The sequence below is a fragment of the Streptomyces sp. NPDC021019 genome (assembly GCF_044333295.1).
Taxonomy (GTDB): Bacteria; Actinomycetota; Actinomycetes; order Streptomycetales; family Streptomycetaceae; genus Streptomyces.
The window spans coordinates 137,940-157,137 of the sequence record NZ_JBIRQR010000001.1; the positions used below are offsets into that span (position 1 = coordinate 137,940).

General features: G+C 70.3%; 18 protein-coding genes and 2 tRNA genes. 5 read left to right on the plus strand and 15 right to left on the minus strand.

Going from position 1 to position 19,198, the window contains the following annotated elements; genetic code table 11:
* Nucleotides 1–10: 10 nt before the first annotated feature.
* The 5 genes from ACH4RG_RS00600 to ACH4RG_RS00620 form a co-directional block, all read right to left on the minus strand.
* Nucleotides 11–1,405: a class E sortase gene (locus ACH4RG_RS00600; RefSeq protein WP_397929407.1), complete on the minus strand. Its 1,395-nt coding sequence runs from the start codon at nucleotides 1,403–1,405 to the stop codon at nucleotides 11–13.
* Nucleotides 1,402–2,040, minus strand: a complete 639-nt coding sequence (locus tag ACH4RG_RS00605; RefSeq protein WP_397918844.1) for an aminodeoxychorismate/anthranilate synthase component II — start codon at nucleotides 2,038–2,040, stop codon at nucleotides 1,402–1,404. The genes ACH4RG_RS00600 and ACH4RG_RS00605 overlap by 4 nt, the downstream gene beginning before the upstream one ends.
* Nucleotides 2,037–2,225, minus strand: a complete 189-nt coding sequence (locus tag ACH4RG_RS00610; RefSeq protein WP_397918842.1) for a hypothetical protein — start codon at nucleotides 2,223–2,225, stop codon at nucleotides 2,037–2,039. Before ACH4RG_RS00610 ends, ACH4RG_RS00605 begins: the two co-directional genes overlap by 4 nt.
* 87 nt (nucleotides 2,226–2,312) lie before the next feature.
* Nucleotides 2,313–3,035 (minus strand): class E sortase, encoded by a 723-nt coding sequence (locus ACH4RG_RS00615; RefSeq protein WP_398538876.1) that lies wholly within the window; start codon nucleotides 3,033–3,035, stop codon nucleotides 2,313–2,315.
* Between the two features lie 32 nt (nucleotides 3,036–3,067).
* Nucleotides 3,068–3,835: a DUF881 domain-containing protein gene (locus ACH4RG_RS00620; protein WP_397929402.1), complete on the minus strand. Its 768-nt coding sequence runs from the start codon at nucleotides 3,833–3,835 to the stop codon at nucleotides 3,068–3,070.
* A gap of 141 nt (nucleotides 3,836–3,976) precedes the next feature.
* On the opposite strand from ACH4RG_RS00620, the gene crgA reads away from it, so the two are divergent.
* Nucleotides 3,977–4,231 (plus strand): cell division protein CrgA, encoded by a 255-nt coding sequence (gene crgA / locus ACH4RG_RS00625; RefSeq protein WP_097865620.1) that lies wholly within the window; start codon nucleotides 3,977–3,979, stop codon nucleotides 4,229–4,231.
* A gap of 304 nt (nucleotides 4,232–4,535) precedes the next feature.
* Here crgA and ACH4RG_RS00630 read toward each other — a convergent pair whose 3' ends face one another.
* Both ACH4RG_RS00630 and ACH4RG_RS00635 read right to left on the minus strand, forming a co-directional pair.
* Nucleotides 4,536–5,435, minus strand: coding sequence for a rhomboid family intramembrane serine protease (locus ACH4RG_RS00630; protein ID WP_397918837.1), 900 nt, complete (start codon nucleotides 5,433–5,435; stop codon nucleotides 4,536–4,538).
* A gap of 130 nt (nucleotides 5,436–5,565) precedes the next feature.
* On the minus strand, nucleotides 5,566–6,093 hold the full coding sequence (locus ACH4RG_RS00635) for a peptidylprolyl isomerase (RefSeq protein ID WP_265600590.1): 528 nt from the start codon (nucleotides 6,091–6,093) through the stop codon (nucleotides 5,566–5,568).
* Nucleotides 6,094–6,374: 281 nt separating this feature from the next.
* On the opposite strand from ACH4RG_RS00635, the gene ACH4RG_RS00640 reads away from it, so the two are divergent.
* Nucleotides 6,375–7,094: a DUF5324 family protein gene (locus ACH4RG_RS00640; RefSeq protein WP_397918835.1), complete on the plus strand. Its 720-nt coding sequence runs from the start codon at nucleotides 6,375–6,377 to the stop codon at nucleotides 7,092–7,094.
* 229 nt (nucleotides 7,095–7,323) lie between these two features.
* On the opposite strand, the gene ACH4RG_RS00645 is transcribed toward ACH4RG_RS00640, so the two are convergent.
* Nucleotides 7,324–7,908, minus strand: coding sequence for a TerD family protein (locus ACH4RG_RS00645; protein ID WP_215103583.1), 585 nt, complete (start codon nucleotides 7,906–7,908; stop codon nucleotides 7,324–7,326).
* Nucleotides 7,909–8,126: 218 nt separating this feature from the next.
* Nucleotides 8,127–8,199, minus strand: a tRNA-Ala gene (locus tag ACH4RG_RS00650).
* A gap of 178 nt (nucleotides 8,200–8,377) precedes the next feature.
* Between ACH4RG_RS00650 and ACH4RG_RS00655 the strand changes: the two genes are divergently transcribed.
* Complete coding sequence (locus ACH4RG_RS00655; RefSeq protein WP_397918833.1) at nucleotides 8,378–8,926, plus strand: helix-turn-helix domain-containing protein; 549 nt, start codon at nucleotides 8,378–8,380, stop codon at nucleotides 8,924–8,926.
* Nucleotides 8,927–9,065: 139 nt separating this feature from the next.
* On the plus strand, nucleotides 9,066–10,430 hold the full coding sequence (locus ACH4RG_RS00660) for a serine/threonine protein kinase (protein WP_398538877.1): 1,365 nt from the start codon (nucleotides 9,066–9,068) through the stop codon (nucleotides 10,428–10,430).
* A 20-nt stretch (nucleotides 10,431–10,450) separates the two neighbouring features.
* Here the strand turns inward: ACH4RG_RS00660 and ACH4RG_RS00665 are convergent, their stop codons facing one another.
* Together ACH4RG_RS00665 and ACH4RG_RS00670 are read right to left on the minus strand one after the other, a co-directional pair.
* Nucleotides 10,451–11,785 (minus strand): hypothetical protein, encoded by a 1,335-nt coding sequence (locus ACH4RG_RS00665; protein ID WP_398538878.1) that lies wholly within the window; start codon nucleotides 11,783–11,785, stop codon nucleotides 10,451–10,453.
* A 325-nt stretch (nucleotides 11,786–12,110) separates the two neighbouring features.
* Nucleotides 12,111–12,245, minus strand: coding sequence for a DLW-39 family protein (locus ACH4RG_RS00670; RefSeq protein ID WP_003958712.1), 135 nt, complete (start codon nucleotides 12,243–12,245; stop codon nucleotides 12,111–12,113).
* 291 nt (nucleotides 12,246–12,536) lie between these two features.
* On the opposite strand from ACH4RG_RS00670, the gene ACH4RG_RS00675 reads away from it, so the two are divergent.
* Nucleotides 12,537–12,914 carry a DUF6344 domain-containing protein gene (locus ACH4RG_RS00675; RefSeq protein ID WP_397918827.1) on the plus strand — a complete coding sequence of 126 codons (378 nt, stop codon included), beginning with the start codon at nucleotides 12,537–12,539 and terminating at the stop codon, nucleotides 12,912–12,914.
* Nucleotides 12,915–13,240: 326 nt separating this feature from the next.
* On the opposite strand, the gene ACH4RG_RS00680 is transcribed toward ACH4RG_RS00675, so the two are convergent.
* The 4 genes from ACH4RG_RS00680 to gyrB all read right to left on the minus strand — a co-directional run bounded on the left by ACH4RG_RS00680 (nucleotide 13,241) and on the right by gyrB (nucleotide 18,826).
* Nucleotides 13,241–13,314 (minus strand) — tRNA-Ile (locus tag ACH4RG_RS00680).
* A 71-nt stretch (nucleotides 13,315–13,385) separates the two neighbouring features.
* The gene (locus ACH4RG_RS00685; RefSeq protein ID WP_398538879.1) at nucleotides 13,386–13,976 is read right to left on the minus strand and encodes a DUF3566 domain-containing protein; all 591 of its coding nucleotides are present in this window, start codon (nucleotides 13,974–13,976) and stop codon (nucleotides 13,386–13,388) included.
* Nucleotides 13,977–14,069: 93 nt separating this feature from the next.
* On the minus strand, nucleotides 14,070–16,709 hold the full coding sequence (gyrA, locus tag ACH4RG_RS00690) for a DNA gyrase subunit A (protein WP_397918823.1): 2,640 nt from the start codon (nucleotides 16,707–16,709) through the stop codon (nucleotides 14,070–14,072).
* A gap of 47 nt (nucleotides 16,710–16,756) precedes the next feature.
* Nucleotides 16,757–18,826, minus strand: coding sequence for a DNA topoisomerase (ATP-hydrolyzing) subunit B (gene gyrB, locus ACH4RG_RS00695; protein WP_397918821.1), 2,070 nt, complete (start codon nucleotides 18,824–18,826; stop codon nucleotides 16,757–16,759).
* Between the last annotated feature and the right edge of the window lie 372 nt (nucleotides 18,827–19,198).

Below are 19,198 nucleotides of genomic sequence, written 5' to 3' on the forward strand. Positions count from 1 at the left end.
GTGAGGATGTTCAGCCGACGAGCGCGTCGGGCTTCCCCTGGCTGCGCGGCCGTTCGTCGACCATCTTGCCCCAGACGATCAGCCGGTAGGTACTCGTGAATTCCGGGGTGCAGGTCGTCATCGTGAGGTACCGGCCCGGGCCCTTGAACCCGGAACCCACCGGTACCGGCTCGATCACCGAGATGTTGGACGGCGCGGTCTGCGGAAGGATGCTGGCCATCTCGTACGTGTAGTACGCGTCCTGCGTCTCGACCACGATCGGGTCGCCGGGTTCGAGCTTGTTGATGTAGCGGAACGGCTCGCCGTGGGTGTTGCGGTGGCCGGCCACGGAGAAGTTGCCCTGCTTGTCGGAGGGCATCGCGGTCTTGAGCCTGCCCTCGCCGTAATGGCCGAGCATCCCCCGGTCGAGCACCTTCTCCTTGTCGATGCCCTCGGCGATGGGGGCGACGACGTCCAGCTTGGGGATGTGCATGATCGCGAAGCCCTGGCCGGGTGCGAACACCCCGGGCTTCCGGTCGCCCTTGGCCCACTCGTCCTGGATCCGGTTCGTCTCCTTGCCGGCGATCTGCTCGGCCCGGACGTTGGTCCACCAGAGCTGGTAGGTGACGAACAGCAGCATCAGGACGCCCAGCGAGATGAACACCTCGCCGACCACCCGGCTGGCGACGACCGCCGGGCTGTCCTTGGCCGCCTTGGCCGCGCGCCGGGCCTCCATCCGGGACATCGGGACGGCCGGGGAGGCCGAGGCGGCCTGTCCGGCGACCGGTTCCGGGCGCCGACGGCCGCGCCCCTTGGCCGCCCGCCGCCGCTCGGCCCTCCCACCGGTGGGAGGAGGACCGGGGCGGGCAGCCGGCTCGGGAGCGGGGTCCACCGGAACGCGGCGGATGACTGCGGTGCGGGGCTCGGCGGGTCCCCCGACGCCAGCGGCCATCACTTCGGTGGGCGGTTCGGCGGGGAGGCCCGGGGCCGGGGCCCGCTCCTCGGCCGGAGCCATGCGCGCCGACGGCTCCTGCGGGCCGTACCAGTCGCGCTGGTACCCGGCGGGGTCGTACCACTCGGTCGGGGCTCCCTGGGGCTGCTGAGGCCCTTGGTGAGCCGTGTAACCGGCCTCGTGCGCCGCCAACGCCGTCGGTACGTGCCCGGGCACGGTCTCCGGCACTTCCGGCGCTCCGGGGCCTGGCGCGGACACCGGCCCGGGGCCGGGGCCCGGTCCGGTGTCCAGGTCCCGTCCGCCCGGGATGTTGTCCGCCCGGAACCACGGCGAGCCGTGCCCGCCGGGCAACGGATCGCTGAGCGGATCCGCGAGGCCGTCCACCGCCGCCACGAACGCGCCGTCGGCCCCGTACGCCCCATGCGCGTGGGGGCCCTCCGGTCCGGCCTCGTGTCCGGGGCGGCCCACGGTCACGCGGCGGCCTTGCCCACCACCGGCGCGAGCCCCGCCGACCGCGCGACGGCCCCCTGGTCTCCGCACTGCTCCAGCCAGTTGGCGAGCATCAGGTGGCCGTGCTCGGTGAGCACCGACTCGGGGTGGAACTGCACGCCCTCCACCGCCCGGTCGCGGTGGCGCAGCCCCATGATGATGCCGTCCGCCGTACGGGCGGTGACCTCCAGCTCCGGGGGCAGCGCGCCGGGTTCGGCGGCGAGCGAGTGATAGCGCGTCGCGGTGAAGGGGGACGGCAGTCCGGCGAAGACGCCCTTGCCCTCGTGGGTCACGGGGGAGGTCTTGCCGTGCAGCAGCTCGGGGGCCCGGTCGACGACGCCGCCGTACGCGACCGCCATCGACTGCATCCCCAGACAGACGCCGAAGACCGGGACGCCGGTGTCCGCGCAGTGGCGCACCATCTCGACGCAGACGCCGGCCTGTTCGGGCGTTCCGGGGCCCGGGGAGAGCAGGACCCCGTCGAAGCCGTCCTGCGCGTGGGCGGTGCTCACCTCGTCGTTGCGCAGCACCTCGCACTCGGCGCCGAGCTGGTAGAGGTACTGGACGAGGTTGAAGACGAAGCTGTCGTAGTTGTCCACGACGAGAATGCGTGCGCTCACTGGTCGGCTCCTGCTCCACCGGCGCTCTCGCCGTCGACGGTCACATCACCGAACGGAAGCAGCGGCTCCGCCCAGGGGAACACGTACTGGAACAGCGTGTAGACGACTGCCAGAACCAGCACGAGCGAGATGACACCCCGCACCCACGCGTTGCCCGGCAGATGCCGCCAGATCCAGCCGTACATGCTGACCCCTCCATTCGGTACCCGCACCAGACTAGAGGGCCGTGGCCGGGGAGGGGGTCAGCTGTGGAAAAGCGTGGACCAGCACGGTCAGCCGGAGAGCTCCGGCGGCCTTCCGTCGCTCACCGGCCGTGTGGCGTCCAGCTGCGCCCAGGCGATCAGCCGGTGGCTGCTGCCCCATTCCGGCTCGCACGTGGTGAGCGTCAGATAGCGTCCGGCGTCCTCGAATCCGGAGCCGCGGGGCACCGGGTCGACGACGGCGGTGTCGGAGGGCACGGTCCGGTAGGGCTTCTTCGCGACGCGGTACGTGAACCAGGTCCTGCCGTCGTTCACGACCACCGCGTCCCCGGGCCGCAGCCGGGGGAAGTCCTTGAAGGGGTCGCCGTACGTCCGCCGGTGCCCGGCCACCGCGAAGTTGCCCGTGTCGCCGGGTCGGGCCGTTCCGCTGTAGTGCCCGAGTCCCTTCTGCAGGGTGGTGACCGCGGTGTTCTCCAGGACGGGCCACTCCCAGTCGGCGCCGAAGCGCGGGATGTGCATCGTCGCGAAGGGCCTTCCGGCGCGGTACGGGGCTGCGCCCGGGTCCGGGCCCGGGTCCGGGGTCTTGGAGGGGGACGTCTCCGGGGAGGCGGGCGGCGAGGCCGGGGCCACCGGCTCATCGGCCCACTCGCTCCGGAGGGTGTCGATCTCGCCCTCGGCCGCGTCGGCCGCCTTCACCCCTGTCCAGAACAGGAAGTAGACGACGAAGAGGATGATCAGCGCGCCCACGGTGATGCAGAGTTCGCTGAAGGTTCTGACGACGACGCGCACCGGCACCGGACGGCCTCCCCGGGGCTCTCAGCTCGGGCTCACTCCACAGGCTGTGCGTAGTGGAGATCCACTGTGCCCGAGTACCCGGGCAGAGTCACCGCCTCGTTCTCGTCGACTTTCCAGCCCAGCCCGTACGCCTTCACGTACAGCAGGTAGTTCTGGATCGCGGTCGAGTCGTTGAGCGCCCGCTTGAGCTTGCCCGGGTCGCCGACCGCGGTGACCTTGTACGGCGGGGAGTAGACGCGGCCCTGGAGGATGAGCGTGTTCCCCACGCAGCGGACGGCGCTCGTGGAGATCAGCCGCTGGTCCATCACCTGGATCCCCCGCGCCCCGCCCTGCCACAGCGCGTTCACCACGGCCTGGAGGTCCTGCTGGTGGATGACCAGGTCGTTGGGCTGGGGCTCGGGGTAGCCGGGGTTGGCGGTGGCGTCGGGGGGCGCGTCGTCGAGCGTCACGCTGACGGAGTCGCCGCTGATCCTCGTGGTTCCGGCCGCCTTCTCCAGGGCCTCCAGCCGGGCGTCCTCGGCCTTGGTGGAGCCGTCGTCGCGCTGGGCGAGCGCGTCGACGTCCGCCCGGGCGCCGGCGACCGCGTCGTTCAGCTCGCCGTTGTTCTCACTGCGCTCCCTGATCAGGTCGGAGAGCTTGAGCAGGGAGGAGTCGCTGCGCAGATTGGTGCCCTTGGCGGTGTTGGCGCTGGTGACGAAGATGAGTCCGGCCAGGGCGAAAACCACAGCGGTGAGGCCCCGGACCGCCCACGCGGAGGTGCGCCGGGCCGGGCCTTCTGGGGAGTCGGCGGAATTGCTCAACGTACCCTTATCTCATCAGGCGCCAGAGAAGCACTACGCTAACGGACGCTCGGGGGAGGCAGCATTCCCCCTGGCACCCGCCCCCGGCGCCCGCCACAGATCCCTGCGCGGTCACGCAGCGCATCGACAGGAGAGTCCCTCGTGCCGAAGTCACGTATCCGCAAGAAGGCCGACTTCACGCCGCCCCCGGCGAAGCAGGCAACGACCATCAAGCTGACCAATCGCAGTTGGGTCGCTCCGGTGATGCTGGCCCTGTTCCTCATCGGGCTGGCCTGGATCGTGGTGTTCTACGTGACCGAAGGCGATCTTCCCGTCGACGCCCTGGGCAACTGGAACATCGTGGTCGGCTTCGGCTTCATCGCCGGCGGCTTCGCCGTGTCGACGCAGTGGAAGTGACGGACCACCTCCGCGCGCAAGCCCTGCCCTGAGTTACCCACAGAGTTATCCACAGTCGGGGGAAAAGGTCAGACGATCTGTGGATAACCTCCGCTCATGTTGACGCCGGTGTGACCGCAGCCTCCCTCGTCGAGGGGGGCTGCACCCCGTTGCCCAGAAGGAAAGACCCAGCTCAGCGACGAGGGGAACGCATGTTCCTCTTGCCATGCACAAGATTCTGCGCAGACTGTGGACAACTTGGGCCCGCCTGGGGGTGGAGGACCCGCGTTCCGCCCGGCATTCGGCCCATCCGGCTCAGCCCGGCTCAGGTGAGGGACATCGTGCGAGCGACGACGATCCCGACGGACGCCAGCAGGACGAGCGCGCACGCACCCGCCTGCACCGCTGTACGCCGCTCGCGCGGGGCGTGGACCATGCCGATGGCGATGACGACGCCCGCGATCAGCCCGCCGACGTGCGCCTCCCAGGCGATGCCGTCCCAGCGGAAAGTGAAGAACAGGTTGATCGCCAGAAGCACCAGCACGGGCCGCATGTCGTAGTTCATCCGGCGCATCAGAACGGCGGTGGCGCCGAACAGGCCGTAGACCGCGCCGGACGCGCCCAGAGACCCCTGGTCGGGCTCGGCGAGCAGATACGTCAGGGCGCTGCCCGCGAGACCGGACAGCAGATAGAGCGCGAGGTAGCGGCTACGGCCGAGCGCGGCCTCCAACTGTCCGCCGAGCCACCACAGCCCCAGCATGTTGAACGCGATGTGCACCACTTCCTGGTGCAGGAACATCGAGGTCACCAGGCGGTACCACTGGCCCTCGGCCACGCCCGTGGCGGGAACCAGCATCGGTGCCGGGTCCCAACGCCCGACCAGCGTCAGATCGCCCACGAGCGCGGGACGGACGGAGACCAGGAGGAAGACGGCCAGATTGATGCCGAGCAGGATCTTGGTGACCAGGCGCGGGTCGGCGGCCACCGAGCCGCCCGCCAGCGTCCGCGGCCGACTGGCCGCCGGGTGGTGCCCGGTGCCGGAGCCCTGGCGTACGCAGTCGGGGCACTGGAAGCCGACCGAGGCGCTGACCATGCACTCGGGGCAGACGGGCCGCTCGCAGCGCGTACAGCTGATGCCGGTCTCGCGGTCGGGGTGGCGGTAGCAGGTCGGCGTCGGCGCCCCGCTTCCCGCGGCGGCACGGTCCTCCGGCGGCTGCTGGTCCATCGGTCCTGGCCTGCCTCTCGGTCCTCGTCGCTCGGCGGCGCGAACAGCGCCGCCCCGCTGGTCCGCTATGTATCAGTACGGACGGGCGGGGCTGTTGGTTCCCGCGCGGGTGTCCGGCGGGAGCCGACCGTCAGCGGGTCTCGACGACCACGGACTCGATCACCACGTCCCGCAGCGGACGGTCGGTGCGCGGATTGGTCGGGGTGGCCGCGATGGCGTCGACGACCTTGCGGCCGGCCTCGCCGGACACCTCGCCGAAGATGGTGTGCTTGCCGGTGAGCCAGGCGGTGGGGGACACGGTCAGGAAGAACTGCGACCCGTTCGTCCCCGGGCCCGCGTTCGCCATGGCCAGCAGGTACGGCTGCGTGAAGCCCAGCTCCGGGTGGAACTCGTCGGCGAACTTGTAGCCGGGGCCGCCGGTGCCGTTGCCCAGCGGATCGCCGCCCTGGATCATGAAACCGCTGATGACGCGGTGGAAGACGGTGCCGTCGTACAACCGGTCCGTGGACTTCTCGCCGGTCTCCGGGTTCACCCACTCGCGCTGCCCGGTGGCCAGCTCGACGAAGTTCCGGACCGTCTTGGGCGCGTGGTTCGGCAGAAGCCGAATCTCGATGTCGCCCTGATTGGTCTTCAAGGTGGCGTAAAGCTGCTCGGCCACGGTCTGCCTTCCTTCGTCCTTCACCTGACGTCACCTCCGTCGCTGACGTCCGCCGATCCTCCCACGGACCGGGAAATGTGCGGCCGGATGCCGGACGAAACGGCGCGTTCGACGGCGAACCGTGGCATTGTCGTCGGCACACCTCACATGAACCGTTTCGGCCGCAAATGACGACCATGACCCGGATGCCCGTCCCGCATGCCGGGCATGGACCTAACAGGCATGATTTCGAACTGGGCGGACAGGCGGAGTACCTACCCGCCACCAAGGAGGAGGATCTCGTGACCCGCATCGACAGCGTGCGCGCCGCAACCGACTCGGCGAAGGACAGCGCGCAGCACGCCGCGGAAGTGGTGGCGCCTTACGCCGACACAGCCAAGAAGCAGGCGGCCCACTACGCGCACGAGGCTCGCAATCAACTCGCGCCGAAAGTGACGAAGGCCGCCAAGCAGGCCCGTGTCCAGTACGCGTCCCACCTCGCACCTCGCCTCGAACAGGCCCGTACGCACGTGCCGCCCAGGGTCGACGAGGCCGCGCACCGCGCCGCGGTCTCCACCCGTAGGGCCGCACGGAGCGCCGCCGACTACACCGCCCCCCGCGTCGAGCACGCCCGTGCGGTGGCCCTGCCCGTCGCCGAGCAGGCTTCCGCCCGCAGCGCGGCCGCCCTCGCGGCGCTGCGCACCCAGGTGACGGCCAAGGAGATCCAGAAACTGGCCAGGAAGCACCAGCGGCGGGCCAAGGCGGGCCGGGCCGCGAAGGGGTTCCTGGTACTGGGCGTCCTGGCCGGCGGCGCTTACGCCGCCTGGCGCTGGTGGGACAAGCAAGCCAACCCGGACTGGCTGGTCGAGCCGCCCGTCGCCACCGAGGTGGGCGACGAGCGTTCGCCGCTCAACTCGGTCGATGGCAGCGCCCGGGCCGACCTCGACCCGGAGGTCGAGGCCAAGCAGGCCGAGGCCGAGTCGGGCGAGGGGGGCGCCCCCGGCCTCGACGACCGGCCCTGACCCGGGACTCCCCCGGGCCTGCCCCCCGAGAGTACGGACGCGGGGGGGGGGGGCCCCCCCCCCCGGGGGGCCCCCCCCCCCCCCGCCCCGGGCCCCCCCCCCCCCCCCCCCCCGGGGCGGGGGGGGGGGGGGGGCCCCCCCCCCGGGGGGGGGCGCCCCCCCCCGCGTCCGTACTCCGTCCCCGCCCCGCCCCGCCGTAAGACGGCGGCGGGGCCGCGCTCACCGACGACTACCGGCTCACGGCGAAGCGCATCAGGGCCTGCTCGTCGCCCTGCTTGATCTTCCCGGTCTCGTTGATCACCTGAAGCTTCCAGCCGGCGCCCTCGCGGATCGCCTTGGCCACGGCGACGCCGTTGTCCTGGGTGAGCATGCTCGGCCAGATGTCGGCGACCTGCTGCGTGCTGCCGCCCGTCGCGTCGTACACCTTGAAGCTGATGTTGCGCGCGTTGCTGAACGCGCTGCGCTTCTTGTACGCGGCGGCGATGAAGACGATCGCCGTGATGTTCGAAGGAATCTTGGCGAACTCGACGGTCACCGTCTCGTCGTCACCGTCACCGTGCCCGGTCTGGTTGTCCCCGCTGTGCACCAGCGAGCCGTTGCCCAGCGGGTCCAGCGAGTCCAGACCTGCCAGCCGCACCGGGTCCCCGCCCTGCAGCGCGATGGCGATCAGGTCGAGGTCCGTTCCGGCCTTCTGCCGGAGCTTCCCCATCAGGCCGCCGCTGCTCCCCACGGTGGGGTCCCAGGACGCCCCGATGGACAGATGGGTCACCCCACCCAGGTCGGCCGGGCCGTCTTCCTTCGTCAACGTGATCATGCCTGAGTCCTTTTGTGGCTCGACTGTTTACGTATGAAGTGTGCCTGGTGCCTCCGGCACTCGGTCCCCGCAGGAAGCGCGCCGGTTCCGGATCGTACGAGATCGGGGCCCGGCAGGGGCCCAGGCGCCCGGCGGTGCGCCGACGCGGGAGCAGGACGAGACGGAACGAGAAAGACCCCCCTGAACCGCGTTACCGCAGTTCAGGGGGGTCTGGGATGTGGAGCCTAGGAGATTCGAACTCCTGACATCTGCCTTGCAAAGGCAGCGCTCTACCAACTGAGCTAAGGCCCCGGGCCACAACGAACGAGGGCAACGCCCAGCACGTCCGTGCCAGGGCTACCGTCGCAGACCAGAGTACCGGGTGACCCCCGGGATCCTGCAAAAGGATAGGGACTCCCCGTGGACGACCACGCTCCGTAAGATGCTCGCAAGGTTCGCAGCAGCGAAGCGGCAGCGATGGGGAGACGCCATGGACGCAGCGCAACAAGAGGCGACGGCAAGAGCCAGAGAGCTTCAACGCAGTTGGTACGGAGAGCCGTTGGGGGCGCTCTTCCGTCGGCTGATCGATGACCTCGGCCTGAACCAGGCCCGGCTGGCCGCTGTTCTCGGGCTCTCCGCCCCGATGCTCTCCCAGCTGATGAGCGGCCAGCGGGCCAAGATCGGGAATCCCGCGGTGGTCCAGCGCGTCCAGGCCCTCCAGGAGCTGGCGAGCCAGGTGGCCGACGGAAGCGTCAGCGCGGGCGAGGCCACCGACCGCATGGGGGAGATCAAGAAGTCACAGGGTGGGTCGGTCCTGACCGCCACCGGCCAGACCCCCTCCACCGGCGGCGCTCCCACCGTCCGCCGCGTGGTGCGCGAGATCCAGTCCCTGCTGCGGTCGGTCGCGGCGGCCGGCGACATCATCGATGCCGCGGACGCCCTCGCCCCGACCCACCCGGAGCTGGCAGAGTTCCTCAAGGTGTACGGAGCGGGACGCACCGCGGACGCGGTCGCGCACTACGAGGGGCACCAGAGCTAGCGGCTCCGGACCGCGACGGACGACGGAGCCAGGGCACGCGCACACCGTGCGGCGCCCTGGTGCCGGCAGGGCACGGGGGCCGGACACGGGCCGCGGCGGACGCCGCGGCACCACGGGAACGGGGAGCGGGCGCAGCACAATGGGTGAGGTCTTCGCTGGTCGGTACGAGCTGATCGATCCGATCGGGCGGGGCGGGGTCGGCGCCGTCTGGCGCGCCTGGGACCACCGCCGCCGCAGGTACGTCGCGGCCAAGGTGCTCCAGCAGAGCGACGCGCACACGCTGCTGCGCTTCGTCCGCGAACAGGCCCTGCGCATCGAGCACCCGCACGTGCTCGCCCCGGCCAGTTGGGCCGCCGACGACGACAAGGTCCTGTTCACCATGGACCTGGTGAGCGGGGGCTCGCTCGCCCATGTCATCGGCGACTACGGCCCGTTGCCCCCGCGCTTCGTCTGCCTGCTGCTGGACCAGCTGCTCTCCGGACTCTCCACGGTGCACGCCGAAGGGGTGGTGCACCGCGACATCAAGCCCGCCAACATCCTGATGGAGGCGACCGGAACGGGTCGCCCGCATCTGCGCCTCTCCGACTTCGGCATCTCGATGCGCAAGGGCGAACCCCGGCTGACCGAGACCGACTACGTGGTCGGTACGCCCGGTTACTTCGCCCCCGAGCAGATGATGGGCGCCGAGCCCGACTTCCCCGCGGACCTCTTCGCGGTCGGCCTGGTCGCGCTCTATCTTCTCCAGGGCCGGAAGCCCGACTCCCAGGCGCTGGTGGAGCACTTCGTCGCGCACGGCACCCCGAGCGCCCCCAACGGCATTTCCGAGCCGCTGTGGCAGGTTCTCGCCGGGCTGCTCCAGCCGGACCCGCACGCCCGGTTCCGGACGGCGACGGGCGCCCGCAAGGCCCTGACCGCCGCGGTCGAGATGCTCCCCGAACCCGGCCCGGACGACGAGCCGGTGGAGGTGTTCGACCAGATCGGGCCGCTGCCGACGGGATTCGGCCCCGATGGGCCCGTGACCGCCCCTCAGCAGCCGGCGGAGCCCGCCCCCGCCCCCACGGCCGCCCCGGCGCGGCCGGCCGTTGCGGAGTTCGGCCCGCAGGCCTACGCACCGCCTCCCGCGTCGATGTCCGAGACGGGCAGCTTCCACCTCGCGCCCCCGCCCGGGTCCCCGCCCCCGCGGCAACCGCCTTACGTGCAGCCGAGTTTCCAGCAGCCGTCGGCCGCGCCGCTCGCCGCGGACACGCCTCCCCCGTACGCCGTCGGCGCGCCGGACCTCTCCCAGGCGCCGACCTCCGGCGTGCCGCACGACCCCGTCGCCACCCGCGCCTACACCGCCGAGCAGCGGCAACCACCGGTGCCGGCCCCGCCGGTACAGCACGCCGCTCCCCACGCGCCCGTACGGGTACCGCGTCCGGGGCCGCCGCCGAAGGTGGCGGCCGGGGTGCTGGTGGTGGCGCTGCTCTGCTTCGCGGTCGGGATCTGGGCCCTGACCCAGGTCTGACGGTCCCGCCGCCGGTCCGGCTACCGGACCCGCGGCGGCTGGTGGCCCCCGGCGACCGGCGTACCCGCCGCCGGGGACCCGGCGGCGCGGCGGCGGGCCAGCAGCGTCCAGACGCCCAGCCCGAGCAGCAGTACGGACCCCGTGCCGATCCCGGCCGCGGCGACCACCGTCATCGGGCCGCTCCGCGCGGCCTCCCGGGCGTTCTTGCCCTTCCGGGCCACTTCCCGGTCCTGGTCGGTGACGCCGAAGACGCCGGCGTCACCCTCGTACGGGGACGCCTCGGCCTTGTTCTTCACCTGGACCGCCAGCTCGAACGGGATCGGCTCGGCGCCGTAGGACTCCTTGAGCTTCGGGCTGAGGGAGACCGACAGGTAGTACCAGCCCGCGAAGCGCATGGCGCTGACCTGGGGCGAGGGGGCGAACCGGTTGCGGTAGGCCACCGGCGGCAGCGGCCTCAGGGACGCGGAGGCGGGCCCTCCGGAGTACGAGAGCGTGGCGTCGGAGACATGTCCCTGGGCGGGGTTGTCCAGCGACAGAGTGAGCGCGTTGCCCACGAACTGCTTGGTGGCACCCGTGCTGTTGGAGAGCCCCGCGGCGGCGTGGAGTTGCTGGCCCCAGTCGACCGGCACCCGGTAGAAGCGGGTCTGCCCCGGGGCGACCGTGTCCTGCCAGCGGCCGTTCTCCAGGCTGGTGGCCTCGGAGTACCCGGACCCACCGGACCGCTTCTGCTGCTTCCCGGTCAGCGGCTTCGCCGAGGCCGAGGGCCAGCTTTCGGGCCCGTCGGTCGGCATGGCCGCCCCACTCCTCAACCGCGGCTCCTGGAGGAAGCGCAACTCCAGGTCCCAGGCGTCGGAGTTGGACGTCTCCTTGCTCTCGCGCTCGACGAGGACGTCGTACTGGCCGCTCTCCTGGCAGGTGGAGCTGCCCTCCTTGACGGTCCGAAAGACGTACGCGGAGATGGGGCGCGCGTACGCGCCCGCGCCGAAGTTCGCCCGCTCCGCCCCGCATTGGGTGTCGTCGGTCTCCCGGAGACTGACGTTGATGCCGTCGCCGTAGGCGACCGCGCCGCTGTCGCCGGGCACCGCGACCGCCGAGACGTAGGCGGCGGAGGCGTCGTCCAGCGTGACCCGGTAGTAGAGCTTCTCGCCCGGCTTGATCATGCTGCGGTACGGGACGCCCTCGTCCAGCGTGGACGCCTCGACGTTGGTCGCCGCGCCCTGCACGTTCTTCGCGTCGGGGTCGAACGCGTACACCCCGGGACCGGCCGCGTGGGCCTGCCCCGGCAGGGCCGCCGCCGCGCACATCCCCGCGAGCACCGCGGCCACCACCCGGCCCCTGTTGCGCTGCCTCGTCACGCGCTTCCCCTCGTCGTCCTCACGCGCCGGTGCCGTCGACCGCCCGGCCGCGATGCCGGTCCATCCTGCCCCGCCCGCACCGCCGGTGTCTCCGGCCGCAGCCGCATTGCCCCTCTTGTCCGCGTTCCACCCCCTCGCCGAAGCCCGCCCGGAGTTCACCAGAGCAATTTATGTATGTGCTCCAGTGAACTCAAGAGGCCGGGAGGGCCGGAGGTACGGGCATCACGCGCGTACGACAAAGGGCCCGCTCGCCGACGCGCGGGCCCCCGGGCAGCACGAAGCCCCGGCCGCTCAGCGACCGGGGCCCGTAACAGACTGTGCCGTCTCACACACCCGAACCTGCGGGCACGGAGTCGGTCGCCTCCGTCCACAGATCCTGCTCGGCGCGATCCGCCTGGATCTGGCGGTACACGAGGAGCCCGCCGATGGCGGCCAGTGCGACCAGGAGAAGCTTCTTCACCGCGCGACCTCGTCTTTCCTTGGCGTATGGGCCTTCTGTCGCCGACTATACACACCGACCGATACCGATCGGTTACCTGCCCGGGGGCCCCGGAACACCCCTCCACGGCGTCCGGAAAGACCTCCCGGCACCCTCTTCCGGCCGTCCGCGAGGCCCCGTCCACTCCGGTTGCACCATACGAGTGGTGTTCATCCGAAGATCTGCGCAGAGCGGGCGTCGCTCCTCGAAACCACGGCCCGGATCCACATGATCGGAGAAGTCAGCAACCGGACCGTCCGAAAGCGAGGGGCCATGAGCACCTTCCAGCCCAAGAACCTCTGGACCGCCTTCATCACCGCGTTCTTCGCCCTCCTGGCGTCGCTGGGCCTCGCCACCGCCACGGCGGGCACCGCGAGCGCCACGAACGCCGCGGCGCAGCCGAGCACCACGACCCAGGAGCACACGGCAGCCACCGCGGCAACTCCGATCGTCCCCTCGGTCCGATGGACCCTTCCGCGTGACCGGGCCGTGCCGCCCACGATGAAGCAGCGCATCCGCGCCGAGGCCCACGGCTCCTCCCCGGCCACCCGGCACCTGTCGCTCGACCCCGCGGAGGCCGCCCGCACGACCGGCCCGGCCGGCTCCCACCACGCAGCCCCGGAAGGCGACTCCCCGGCGCCACCCCCCTGATCCCGGCGCCCACCGCACTCCGGGGCCCCTGGTCCGGTTCACACCGGCCGGGGGCCCTTCCCGTGCGCCCCGAGCCTGTCCTACGCCCCGGAGCCCCCATGGACACGGGGCCTTCGCCGTGTCCGGGGCCACCTCCGGTGGTCCCGGGGCCTTCCCAGGGCCCTCGACGCCCCGGCCGTACGCCCTGCTCCCCGCCCCGACGCGCCCACGCGAACCGACCCGGCCGCAGCCCGACCCGACCCAGCCCGGGCCGAGAGCCGACCGACAGCACCAGCACCCTCAACGCGAAGACCCCCAGCCACTGGTGACTGGGGGTCTTCGTTCTGTGGGGCTAACAGGATTTGAACCTGTGGCCTCATCCTTATCAGGGATGCGCTCTAACCAACTGAGCTATAGCCCCGCCGCGCTCTCGCGCTGACTTCTGAAGATTAGCGCACGTCGGGGCCAGTCCCAAAATCGATACTCGGCGCGCTACTCGTCCTCGGCCAGCGTGAGCTCGACGCCGCCCACGAAGCCCGCCGACAGGTTGTAGATGAAGGCGCCCAGCGTCGCCAGCGCGGTGGCCAGCACCACGTCGATCACGGCGATGACCGAGGTGAAGATGAGCACGCGCGGCAGCGACAGGAACGACTGCAGATCGAAGCCGTTGCTCTCGTTCGAGCCGGTGGCCTCGCTGATCGTGCCGCCGACGGTCTCGAAGACGCCCATCGCGTCCATGACCATCCACAGCACCGCCGACGCCACCACCGTGCAGATGCCGAGCGCGATCGACAGCAGGAAGCTGACCTTCATCACCGACCACGGGTCGGCCTTGGCCACCCGCAGACGGGCCTTGCGGGTACGCGGAGTGGTCCGCGCCCCCGTGCGTGGCTTACGCGTCGCCTGGCCGCCGCCCACGCCCTGCGCGCCGCCCAGCGTGCCGCCGGCCGGCTTTCCGGGCCCCTCGTACGCCTGGGGCGGGTGGTACGGCCCCGACGGCCCCGGTGCGGGCTCACGCTCGCCGGGCAGGGGCCCGGTCGCGTAACCCTCGTACTGGGGCTGAGGCCCTCGTGTGTCCGTCACAGTGCCCCCTTGGGAGTCCGTGGCAGGGCCACGGGCACCGTTCGCTCCAGCTCCGGAAGCGGCCGAACCGGCGCCCGTGGCTCCACTCACGCTCTACTCCTCGTGCTCCCCGGTCGAAGGCTCCATGCCCTCGACAGTGCCCTCGCTCACGCCCTCGGCGTGAACCCCGGCCTGCTCGCCGTCGACGTCATCGGCCCCATCGACCTCTTCCGCCTCACGGCCGGCCTCGGCGTTGCGCGCGATGCCGACGACGGCGTCGCGCTTGCCCAGATTGATCAGTTGAACGCCCATGGTGTCACGGCCCGTCTCCCTGACTTCATTGACTCGCGTACGAATCACACCACCGCCGAGCGTGATGGCGAGAATCTCGTCGGTCTCCTCGACCACCAGCGCACCGACGAGCGATCCGCGGTCCTCCACGATCTTGGCGGCCTTGATGCCGAGGCCGCCGCGACCCTGGACGCGGTACTCGTCGACAGGGGTCCGCTTCGCGTACCCGCCGTCGGTAGCGGTGAAGACGAACGTACCGGGCCGGACGACATTCATCGAGAGCAGTTCGTCGCCCTCGCGGAAACTCATCCCCTTGACGCCCGAGGTGGCACGGCCCATCGGACGCAGCGCGTCGTCCGTCGCGGTGAACCTGATCGACTGGGCCTTCTTGCTGATGAGCAGCAGATCGTCCTCGGCCGACACCAGCTCGGCGCCGATCAGCTCGTCGTCGCCGCCGTCCGGCATCTCGCGCAGGTTGATGGCGATGACACCGCCCGAGCGCGGCGAGTCGTAGTCCTTGAGCGCGGTCTTCTTCACCAGACCGCCCTTCGTCGCCAGGATCAGGTACGGCACGGCCTCGTAGTCGCGGATCGCCAGGATCTGGGCGATCTTCTCGTCCGGCTGGAAGGCCAGCAGGTTGGCGACGTGCTGGCCGCGCGCGTCCCGTCCGGCGTCCGGGAGTTCGTACGCCTTGGCCCGGTAGACCCGGCCCTTGTTCGTGAAGAACAACAGCCAGTGGTGGGTCGTCGAGACGAAGAAGTGGTCGACGATGTCGTCTTCCCGCAGCTTCGTCCCGCGCACGCCCTTGCCGCCGCGCTTCTGCGAGCGGTAGTCGTCCGTCTTCGTGCGCTTCACATAACCGCTGCGGGAGATCGTGACGACGATGTCCTCCTCGGCGATCAGGTCCTCGATGGACATGTCACCGTCGAAGGGCACCAGCGCGGAGCGCCGGTCGTCGCCGAACTTGTCGACGATCGCCGCCAGCTCCTCGCTGACGATCGTGCGCTGCTTGGCGGGCGAGGCCAGGATCTCGTTGTACTCGTTGATCTTCGCCTGGAGCTCGTCGTGCTCGGCGGTGATCTTCTGGTGCTCCAGCGCGGCCAGCCGGCGCAGCTGCATCTCCAGGATCGCGTTCGCCTGGAGTTCGTCGATCTCCAGCAGGCCCATCAGGCCCTCGCGCGCGATCTCCACCGTGTTGGAACGCCGGATGAGGGCGATGACCTCGTCGATGGCGTTCAGGGCCTTGAGCAGGCCGCGCAGGATGTGCGCCCGCTCCTCGGCCTTGCGCAGCCGGAACTTCGTCCGCCGGACGATGACCTCGATCTGGTGCGTCACCCAGTGGCGGATGAACGCGTCGATCGACAGCGTGCGCGGCACCCCGTCGACGAGCGCCAGCATGTTCGCGCCGAAGTTCGTCTGGAGGTCGGTGTGCTTGTACAGGTTGTTCAGGACGACCTTGGCGACCGCGTCCCGCTTGAGGACGACGACCAGGCGCTGCCCCGTACGCGAGGAGGTCTCGTCGCGAACGTCCGCGATCCCGCCGACCTTGCCGTCCTTGACCAGGTCGGCGATCTTCTGCGCGAGGTTGTCCGGGTTGGTCTGGTACGGAAGTTCCGTGACGACCAGGCACTGACGGCCCTGGATCTCCTCGACCGCGACGACCGCGCGCATCGTGATGGAGCCGCGCCCGGTGCGGTACGCCTCCTCGATGCCCTTGCGGCCCACGACCAGCGCGCCGGTGGGGAAGTCGGGGCCCTTGATGCGCTCGATCAGCGCGTCCAGCAGCTCCTCGTGCGAGGCCTCGGGGTGCTCCAGGTACCACTGGGCACCGGAGGCGACCTCGCGGAGGTTGTGCGGCGGAATGTTGGTCGCCATGCCGACCGCGATGCCCGCGGAGCCGTTGACCAGCAGGTTCGGGAAGCGCGCCGGCAGGACCGTCGGCTCCTGGTTGCGGCCGTCGTAGTTGTCCTGGAAGTCGACGGTCTCCTCGTCGATGTCCCGGACCATCTCCATGGACAGCGGCATCATCTTGCACTCGGTGTACCGCATGGCGGCGGCCGGGTCGTTGCCCGGGGAACCGAAGTTGCCGTTGGAGTCCACCAGCGGCATGCGCATCGACCAGTGCTGCGCGAGGCGCACCAGGGCGTCGTAGATGGAGGAGTCGCCGTGCGGGTGGTACGTACCCATGACGTCGCCGACGACGCGGGCGCACTTGTAGAAGCCCTTCTCGGGGCGGTAGCCGCCGTCGTACATCGCGTACAGCACCCGGCGGTGGACGGGCTTGAGGCCGTCCCGTACGTCGGGCAGCGCACGCGAGACGATGACGGACATCGCGTAGTCGAGGTAGGAGCGCTGCATCTCCGTCTCGAGCCCGACGGGCTCGACGCGCATGCCCACACCGGGGATGATCTCCGCCTCGGGCATCACGGGTTCGGGTGTCACAGGGGTGTTCTCGTCGGCCATTGCTGGTCAAAGTCCTTTCGAGCTGCGGCGTCGCTGGTACGGCCGACTCAGATGTCGAGGAAGCGGACGTCCTTGGCGTTGCGCTGGATGAACGAGCGCCGCGCCTCGACGTCCTCGCCCATGAGCACCGAGAACAGGTCGTCGGCCTGCGCCGCGTCGTCCAGCGTCACCTGCCCGAGCACCCGGTGGTCGACGTCCATGGTCGTGATGCGCAGCTCTTCGGCGTTCATCTCGCCGAGGCCCTTGAAGCGCTGGATCGAGTCTTCCTTGATCCGCTTGCCGTTCTGCTTGCCGAGCGCCACCAGGGCGTCGCGCTCCCGGTCCGAGTACGCGTACTCGAAGTCGTCCCGGCCCCATTTGATCTTGTAGAGCGGCGGGCGCGAGAGGTAGACGTTGCCCTGCTCCACCAGGGGCCGCATGAAGCGGAAGAGGAAGGTCAGCAGCAGGGTGTTGATGTGCTGACCGTCGACGTCGGCGTCCGCCATCAGGATGATCTTGTGATAGCGGAGCTTCTCGATGTCGAAGTCCTCGTGGACCCCGGTGCCGAACGCCGAGATCAGCGCCTGGACCTCGGTGTTCTGGAGGATCTTGTCGATCCGGGCCTTCTCGACGTTCAGGATCTTGCCGCGGATGGGCAGAATCGCCTGGTACATCGGGTTACGGCCGGACTTCGCCGAACCGCCGGCGGAGTCACCCTCGACGATGAAGATCTCGCACTTGGTGGGGTCGTTCGACTGGCAGTCGCTGAGCTTGCCCGGCAGCGAGGCGCTCTCCAGCAGCCCCTTGCGCCGCGTCAGGTCACGCGCCTTGCGGGCCGCCACCCGGGCGGTCGAGGCGGCGATGCCCTTGCGGATGATGTCGGCGGCCTCGTTGGGATTCCGGTCGAACCAGTCCGTCAGCTGCTCGTGGACGACCTTCTGCACGAAGGTCTTGGCCTCCGTGTTGCCCAGCTTGGTCTTCGTCTGGCCCTCGAACTGCGGCTCGCCCAGCTTCACCGAGATGATCGCGGTGAGGCCCTCGCGGACGTCCTCGCCAGTGAGGTTGTCGTCCTTCTCGCGGAGCAGCTTCTTGTCGCGCGCGTACCGGTTGACCAGCGAGGTCAGCGCCGCACGGAAGCCCTCCTCGTGCGTGCCGCCCTCATGCGTGTGGATCGCGTTGGCGAAGGAGTAGACGCCCTCGGTGTACTGCGTGTTCCACTGCATGGCGATCTCGGCCGAGAGGAGACGGTCCTTGTCCTCGGCCTCGATGTCGATCACCGACTGGTGAATGACGTCGCCCTTGCGGGAGTTGAGGTACTTCACGAAATCGACGATGCCGTTTTCGTAGTGGTACGTGACCGTGCGGGCGGTCTCCTCCTCGGCGGGCTCGACGGCGTCCGCGCTGTCCGCGCCCGCCGTCGCCTTCGCCGACTCCCGCTCGTCGGTGAGCTTGAGGGTGAGGCCCTTGTTGAGGAACGCCATCTCCTGGAAGCGGCGCGAGAGGGTCTCGAAGCTGTACTCGGTGGTCTCGAAGATGTCCCCGTCGGCCCAGAAGGTGACCGTCGTACCGGTCTCCTCGGTGGCCTCGTGCTTGGCCAGCGGGGCGGTCGGGACACCGAGCTTGTAGTCCTGGGTCCAGCGGTATCCGTCGGTCTTGACCTCGACGGCGACCCGGGTGGACAGGGCGTTGACGACGGAGACGCCGACGCCGTGCAGACCGCCGGAGACGGCGTAGCCGCCGCCGCCGAACTTGCCGCCCGCGTGCAGGACGGTCAGCACGACCTCGACGGCCGGCTTTCCTTCGGACGGCACGATGCCGACGGGGATACCGCGGCCGTTGTCGATCACGCGCACCCCGCCGTCGGCGAGGATCGTGACGTCGATGGTGTCCGCGTGGCCCGCCATCGCCTCGTCGACCGAGTTGTCGACGACTTCCTGCACGAGGTGGTGCAGGCCGCGCTCACCGGTCGAGCCGATGTACATGCCAGGCCGCTTGCGGACCGCGTCCAGCCCTTCCAGCACGGTGATCGCGCTGGCGTCGTACGAGGCGGCGACCTCGCCGTGCTCGCCCGCTGTGGACGGAATGTTCTCGTTGGGGTTGCCGGAATCGGCCACGAAGCGCCCTTTCTGGCACAGCACAGGCCGTTCTCCGGACAGGCGGGAGCGGCTGCGTCGTTCGGCTTGTATCGACGACTCCCGCCTCAGCGGCGGGATTACTCACCAGTCTACCGGTAGCACTGACATGAATGGGGGTTTGCCGGTACCTGAGTACGCATGTGCCGCCCTGAATGAGCGGCTGACGACTCCCCATATTCGGGAAGGGGCTCCAAGAGGCCCTGAAGGGCTTTGAGCGCTTCGGCCTGTCAACCTCTCGCTACGGTGAGGGACGCACCGGCCGTACCGCTCGGTTTCCTCCCGCACGAACCCCGACGAAACCACCCATACGCCCGCCCAGTACACGACAAGTTTACGCCAAAAGTGCAGCTCAGCGCGGTGCTCGGGGATCCTTAC